Here is a 6670-nt window from a genome sequence, read left to right as displayed (position 1 = left end):
TCTTGTAACGGTTTATTCAGCATGTTTACTAAATCTCCGATAGTTTGTGTTTTGTCTTCTATAAATGTTTTTATTATTTTTTCTAAAATTTTTACCCCAAATTCATTAAAATGTAGTATACTATCATACATAAGAAAGCACCATCCTTTTGTTTTATTTGTTTTGTCAAACTTATATTATCACAAAAGGGTGCTTTCTTTTTTTATTTTTTCCTACAATAACTTTACGCTAACTTTTTTTTCACTTTACATGCTTCTTGATGCTACTAAATTTATACCTGTGTTTAATATATTCTCTATTATTACATCTCCTACTGATATTGGAGCATTTACAACAACTTTATTTATTTCTTCCATACATTTAAAATTCAAATCTTTAGGTATTGCACCATCAGTCTTTACAGGTAATCTCTTTAAAATACCATTTTCTATTTTAACAGTAGATGTAATAACTCTAGTAGGATTAGTCAACTCTTCAACAGCGTATTTTTCTCCTCTTTTGCATATATTACCTGATACTTTGTATCCACTCTCTGAGCTTTTATCATCTTCTACAGTCAAATGACATCCCATTGGGCATGTTATACAAATCATTTCTTTTTTCATTTACTATGCCTCCTTTATAGATACAGTTATTTGTTCTATATCCTTACCTTTTATTAAATTAGAATCTATTTTAACAATCTCCATTTCACCCGGAGCTAAATGTTTTTTCTTGATTTCCTTTATCACTTTGCCATCAGCTTTGACTTCCATTTTTACATTTTTATATACATTTCTAACTCTCATAAACAACTCTAGATTATCTTCTAAATTTTCTTCTCTGATTATTTGAGGTACTATATACCCGATACCATTTCCCGCACTTGAAGTTATATATTTATCACAAGCTTTAAGCTCACCTTTAACATATTTAGCTGCATTTTTACCTGCTCTTTTACTTTCAGCAGTAACGAAATCAACCAAGTCATGAACATGAACTACATTCCCACTTGCAAAAACACCTTCTATAGAAGTTTCCATACTTTCATTAACTACAGGTCCTGACGTAACTCTATCAAGCTTTATACCTGCATTTTTAGATATTTCATTCTCAGGTATAAGTCCAACAGATAGCAATAAAGTATCGCAAACAAATTCTTTTTCAGTTCCTTTAATAAGTTTTCTGTTTTCATCAACCTGTGCAATAACTACACCTTCAACTCTATCTTTTCCCTTGACTTCAACAACTGTGTGACTTAACATCAAAGGAATGTTATAATCTTCTAAACATTGAACTATATTTCTAGTAAGCCCTCCTGAAAATGGCATTAATTCAGCTACAGCTAAAACTTCTGCTCCCTCTAGAGTAAGTCTTCTAGCCATAATCAACCCAATATCTCCTGAACCTAAAATAACTACTTTTTTTCCTACCATGTACCCTTCCATGTTAATAAATCTTTGAGCCATACCTGCTGTATAAACTCCAGCTGGTCTATATCCAGGAATATTGATAGCACCTCTAGTTCTTTCTCTACAACCCATTGCTAAAATAACAGCCTTTGCATTAATCTTTACAAAGCCGTCAACTGAATTGATAGCACTTACTACTTTATCATCAGAAATATCTAAAACCATAGTATCTAATTTGTACTCTATATTCATTTCTTTAAGCTTTTCAATAAACCTCTGAGCATACTCCGGTCCTGTTAATTCTTCTTTAAATACGTGAAGTCCAAAACCATTATGAATACACTGCTGTAATATACCTCCAAGTTCTCTGTCTCTTTCTATAACTAATATACTTTTTACACCGTTCTCTCTTGCTTCGATAGCTGCTGCCAGACCTGCGGGTCCTCCGCCAACTACAACAATATCATAATTCAACATTGATATACCTCCTGCCACAATTTAGTTAATTACGAAATGCTACACTCCTCAATAATACTACTTTTAAATTTGTTGCAAAAACTAACAATATAGTCACTAGGGAAACATCTAATGTTTCTTTGAAAGCGTGACTTCAAGAGTTCGTTTCTTCATCGCTCTCACTTTAATAAATATGTTGCTCTCTACTCACTGCATTCCTAGGAGTAAGTGATTCACTCAAAATCATAGATTTTGGTTCTCTACTCAAAACGAGCTCTTGCCCAGCCGTCAAAGATTATAAGATGGTTCCCCTCGCCAAAAAATTATGAGCTAAACATTAAAAGTTATTCATTTTATTTAATATGCATTTTGCATCTACCTATAATCTAATTTGTCTTTGTTTCATTTGTGATAATATAAGAATTCTTTTCAGATTTAACAATAGTTGAAATATCAACATCTAACTCACGAGCTAATATCTCCATAACTCTAGGACCACAGAATCCGCCTTGACATCTTCCCATACCTGGTCTTGCTCTTCTCTTAACTCCATCAACAGTTCTAGCTCCAACTTTTCTTTGGATTATATCTACTATTTCTCCTTCTGTGATATTTTCACATCTGCATATTATTCTTCCATATCTTGAATCCTTCTTTATTACCTCAGCCTTTTGTTCATCAGTAAGCTCCATAAATCTTATCACTGGTCTTCTAACAGGATTAAAGTTTTTATTCTCTTTAATATCACCAGTAATATCAAATAATAATTTTACAACATAATCTGCAATAGCAGGAGATGCAGATAATCCAGGTGATTTAATTCCTGCAACATTTATAAATCCTTTTGCATCTTTAGCCTCAGCAATTATGAAATCTCCACCCGTTGGTTCAGCTCTTAACCCTGCAAAAGATGTTATTACTTGATTAAACGGAATGTTATCACATGATTTAGCAGCATATTCTCTTACAAGATTCATTCTATCAGATGTAGTACTTATATCTTCTTTATCATCAATATCCTGTGAATCAGGACCTACTAACAAATTACCATGAACAGTAGGTGTTATCAGTACACCCTTGCCTAATTTAGTAGGGCATTGGAATATTACAGAGTTAAACAGATTTCCTGCACTCTTATCCAATAAATAATATTGACCTTTTCTCGGAGTAATCTTAAATTCTGGCTCTGCTACCATAGCATTTATTTTATCCGCATATACACCAGCACAGTTTATAACATATTTTGCATCTATTTCACCATCATTAGTAGTGATTTTATAACCATCAGTTGTTTTATTGATGTTTTTCACCTCATTGTTCAATCTTATTTCAACACCATTTTCAACTGCATTCTCAGCTAAAGCAACAGCAAGCTCCCACGGTCCAACTATACCCGCAGTAGGCGCTTGTAAAGCTCCAACAACATTTTCACTAATGTTTGGTTCTAAAGCTCTAGCTTCATCACCATTTAATATTTTTAAATCTGGTATATTTAACTTCAATCCATTTTTATATAATTTATCTAAGGTTTTCATATCTTCATCATCAAATCCTAAAACTAAAGAACCTATTCTTTTAAAAGGTACATCCAGTTCACTACAAACTTTGTCAAACATAGAGTTTCCTAAAGCATTAAGTTTTCCTTTTAAGCTATCATAATCTGCATCATAACCCGCATGAACAATAGCACTATTTGCCTTAGTAGTTCCATTTGCAACATCATTATCTTTTTCAACTATTACAATTTTCAAATCATATCGAGATAATTCTCTTGCAATAAAAGTTCCTATTACACCTGCTCCAATCACAGCAACATCATACATATAAAACCCCTCCACTTATGGTATTAAGAATATTTATATAAGCAAAAAAGCCGTCACAAATATTCCCCATAGTTAATGGAAAAATTTGAAACGGCTCTCCTATTCTCTTAGCCAATATTCTATTGTTAATTTCAGTATAGCACATTAAACTATTATTGTAAATAAAATTATATTGATAAATTATTAACTTACTCGTAGACATTACTCTTATTTGATGTTATACTATTAACGAACAGAACACAAATATTTCAAAAGGCTCACATAATAAATGTGATTAAAAGGGAAGTCAAGTGAAATTCTTGCACAGCCCCCGCTGCCGTAATTACTTGTTTGATATCAAAATGCCACTGAATTATTTTGGGAAGGCGATATTCAAGCTATAAGTAAGAGTCGGAAGACCTACCTTTATGAAAATATACAATCATACTTCGGTGGGAAGTATAGTATAGCATTTTAGTCTAAACTAACTATGTCTATAATACCGCCTTTATGGCGGTTTTTTTATGTTGTTCCCTACGAAGTAACCCCTACCATTTATATTAGGGCAAATAAATAATTTTTGCCCTAATAAATATTAATATAAGAGGAGTGTTACACATGAAAAAGTTATTATTATTATTATTAGTTTCAGTTTTATCTTTTAGTTTACTAGCAGGTTGTTCTAATTCTAAAACAACAGGAACAGAGCAAAATAATGAAAAAGAGGTTTCTAAATGTGACCCAAACAAAAAAGCAGTACTTGTAGTCAGCTTTGGTACAAGCCACAATGAAACACGCAAATTAACAATAGAAGCAACAGAAGCAAAAATAGCAAAAGCATTTCCTGATTATGATTTCAAAAAAGCATTTACATCTCAGTTTATAATTAACAAACTGAAAAAAAGAGATGGTTTAGAAATAGATAATGTAAAGCAAGCACTAGAAAAACTTGTAAGTGAAGGCTATGGTGAAGTACTCATTCAATCACTACATGTAATGAATGGAGCTGAATACCACGACACCCTTGAATTAGTTAACAATTATAAAGATAAATTCGAAAAAATAACATTTGGTAATCCCTTGTTAACAAGTCCTGAAGATTACATGAATTTAGTTGATGTACTTTCAAAAGAAATCCCAACACTTAAAGAAGATGAAGCATTATTCTTCATGGGACATGGTACACATCATTTTTCAAATTCAGCATATGCGTGCTTAGATTACACATTCAAATATAAAGGCTATGATAATATTTATATCGGAACTGTAGAAGGTTATCCATCATTAGATACACTATTAGATATTACAAAAGATAAGAATTACAAGAAAATTTACTTAATGCCACTAATGGTAGTAGCTGGTGATCATGCAAAGAATGACATGGCAGGAGACGAAGAAGATTCATGGAAAATGATTTTAGAAAGCAAAGGTTATAAAGTAGAACCAATAATAAAAGGTTTAGGTCAAATAGAAGGAGTTCAAGACTTATATATCCAGCACCTAAAAGATTCTTTAAATACTCAAGAAGCAGAATAAGATAATATTTTTAAAAAGGAAATTTCCACATTTATATATAAGTAAGCACTCATTAAAAACCTCACTAAAGCCTGAGTCTAATACTAACTCAGGCTTTTTCATTTAGACTCTAAGAAAATTAAGTTTCAAAAAAATAAATGTAATAAAAAAGGCTGATATATTAAATACCATATGAGTTAAGATACTATGCTCAACATCTTTTTTATATAATATGTAACTAAAAGCTAATCCTGCTGGTAATACTTGAACATATTTAATCCAGTTATTAGCTAAAGTTCCAGAATGCAAATACATCCATGTAATAGTTGGAATAAGAACAGCAAGCACTATTGATATTTTTCTTTTTTTCCCAAACCAACGTAAAAATATATTAATTGCAAAAAATCGATAAATTATTTCTTCACTTAGAGGTGCTATTAAGCAAATAACTATAATATTATTTATTACAGCAATCAATTTTGATCCTGATCCTTGCAACAAATCCCCTGCTAAATTATCATTCATTTCAGGTTTAAAAATACCAAATACCAATGTTGTCCAAATTAATAATATAAGACTAGTTTTAAAAATCAACGCCCAATCTATATTTTTAAAACTAAATTTTCCTTTCAAATAACTGCTTCCTGTTAACCAATTTATATCTGATAATGATTGTGCTACTCTTAATTCTCCTTTTAATATAGCATAGTTAATAAACAACCCTAAAAACAAGCCTGTTACAAAAAACGGGTCCAAATTTTTATATGTAATATTTATCAATATAAGATTAACAAAACTTAGTGCTGTAATAGTCATTGCTATTTTTTTACATTTAGCTTTATATTTAAGCGAATACTCTTTAGTAGGTTTATAAAAAATAATCAAAAAAACTAGTATCACAATTCCAATTAAAAACTCTGAAAAACTATTAATCGATAGATGCATGAAATTTCTCCCCCTTTATATATATAATTCAACAATCTATAAATACACACATCTACATTATTTCTATATTTATTATCAAAACCCTTTTATTTCTTGTAAAATATCGCTCTTTTTTGTTAAAACATAATAATATTCGGAATATATTGTTACTTCGTAATAGATTAAAACAAAAGCGTCTAAGGTCGCGTTAATATTGATTGTTCATATAATTTTTTCTAATCACATCTACTCTAATCAAACAGTAATCAACTGCTCTAGTAACTGTTTCAACCAACAAATTCACTAGGGCTCAATCTGAGGTTTCTTTGTAGGTGACTTTTAAGAAGTAATTTTTTCAATGCTTCTATAAAATGATAAAAATTACTTCTTTACAGGAACAGCAAAGATTCTCAGATTCGTGTCCCTCTCCACTTGGTAATGAATCTCCATCATTTAATAGCTTCGCACTTACAACGACTGACCCTAAAGAAATCAAACCATTAAATCCTTTAGAAGCTACAAGACATTTTTTGACCACGACATTGATGCCTATATTTTTTCATCTTTATATTATCATAAAAA

At 30.8% G+C, this 6670-nt stretch carries 6 protein-coding genes and 1 riboswitch; of the genes, 1 reads left to right on the top strand and 5 read right to left on the bottom strand.

All coding sequences use genetic code 11. The annotated features are described in order from the left end of the window. Positions 1-245: 245 nt before the first annotated feature. From AYC61_RS19435 to AYC61_RS19425, 3 genes are all read right to left on the bottom strand, one after another. Entirely contained in the window at positions 246-605 is a 360-nt protein-coding gene (locus tag AYC61_RS19435; protein ID WP_066507113.1) for a DUF1667 domain-containing protein, read from the bottom strand. Between the two features lie 3 nt (positions 606-608). Then, positions 609-1865 carry an FAD-dependent oxidoreductase gene (locus AYC61_RS19430; protein WP_066507118.1) on the bottom strand — a complete coding sequence of 419 codons (1257 nt, stop codon included), beginning with the start codon at positions 1863-1865 and terminating at the stop codon, positions 609-611. Between the two features lie 368 nt (positions 1866-2233). Beyond that, positions 2234-3670 (bottom strand): NAD(P)/FAD-dependent oxidoreductase, encoded by a 1437-nt coding sequence (locus AYC61_RS19425; protein ID WP_066507110.1) that lies wholly within the window; start codon positions 3668-3670, stop codon positions 2234-2236. Positions 3671-3906: 236 nt separating this feature from the next. Further along, positions 3907-4091: riboswitch (cobalamin riboswitch) on the top strand. A 176-nt stretch (positions 4092-4267) separates the two neighbouring features. On the opposite strand from AYC61_RS19425, the gene AYC61_RS19420 reads away from it, so the two are divergent. Then, positions 4268-5185 (top strand): sirohydrochlorin cobaltochelatase, encoded by a 918-nt coding sequence (locus tag AYC61_RS19420; RefSeq protein WP_082760081.1) that lies wholly within the window; start codon positions 4268-4270, stop codon positions 5183-5185. Between the two features lie 102 nt (positions 5186-5287). Here AYC61_RS19420 and AYC61_RS19415 read toward each other — a convergent pair whose 3' ends face one another. Together AYC61_RS19415 and AYC61_RS21490 are read right to left on the bottom strand one after the other, a co-directional pair. Then, a complete protein-coding gene (locus AYC61_RS19415) occupies positions 5288-6109 on the bottom strand; it encodes a type II CAAX endopeptidase family protein (RefSeq protein WP_066507106.1) in 822 nt (273 codons plus the stop codon). A 343-nt stretch (positions 6110-6452) separates the two neighbouring features. Further along, positions 6453-6626, bottom strand: coding sequence for a hypothetical protein (locus tag AYC61_RS21490; RefSeq protein ID WP_156456540.1), 174 nt, complete (start codon positions 6624-6626; stop codon positions 6453-6455). Positions 6627-6670: the final 44 nt, after the last annotated feature.

Origin of the sequence: Abyssisolibacter fermentans (genome assembly GCF_001559865.1) — a bacterium.
GTDB lineage: Bacteria > Bacillota > Clostridia > Tissierellales > MCWD3 > Abyssisolibacter > Abyssisolibacter fermentans.
Note: the sequence above shows the minus strand (reverse complement) of the source record. Positions and strands in the feature narration are given on the sequence as shown.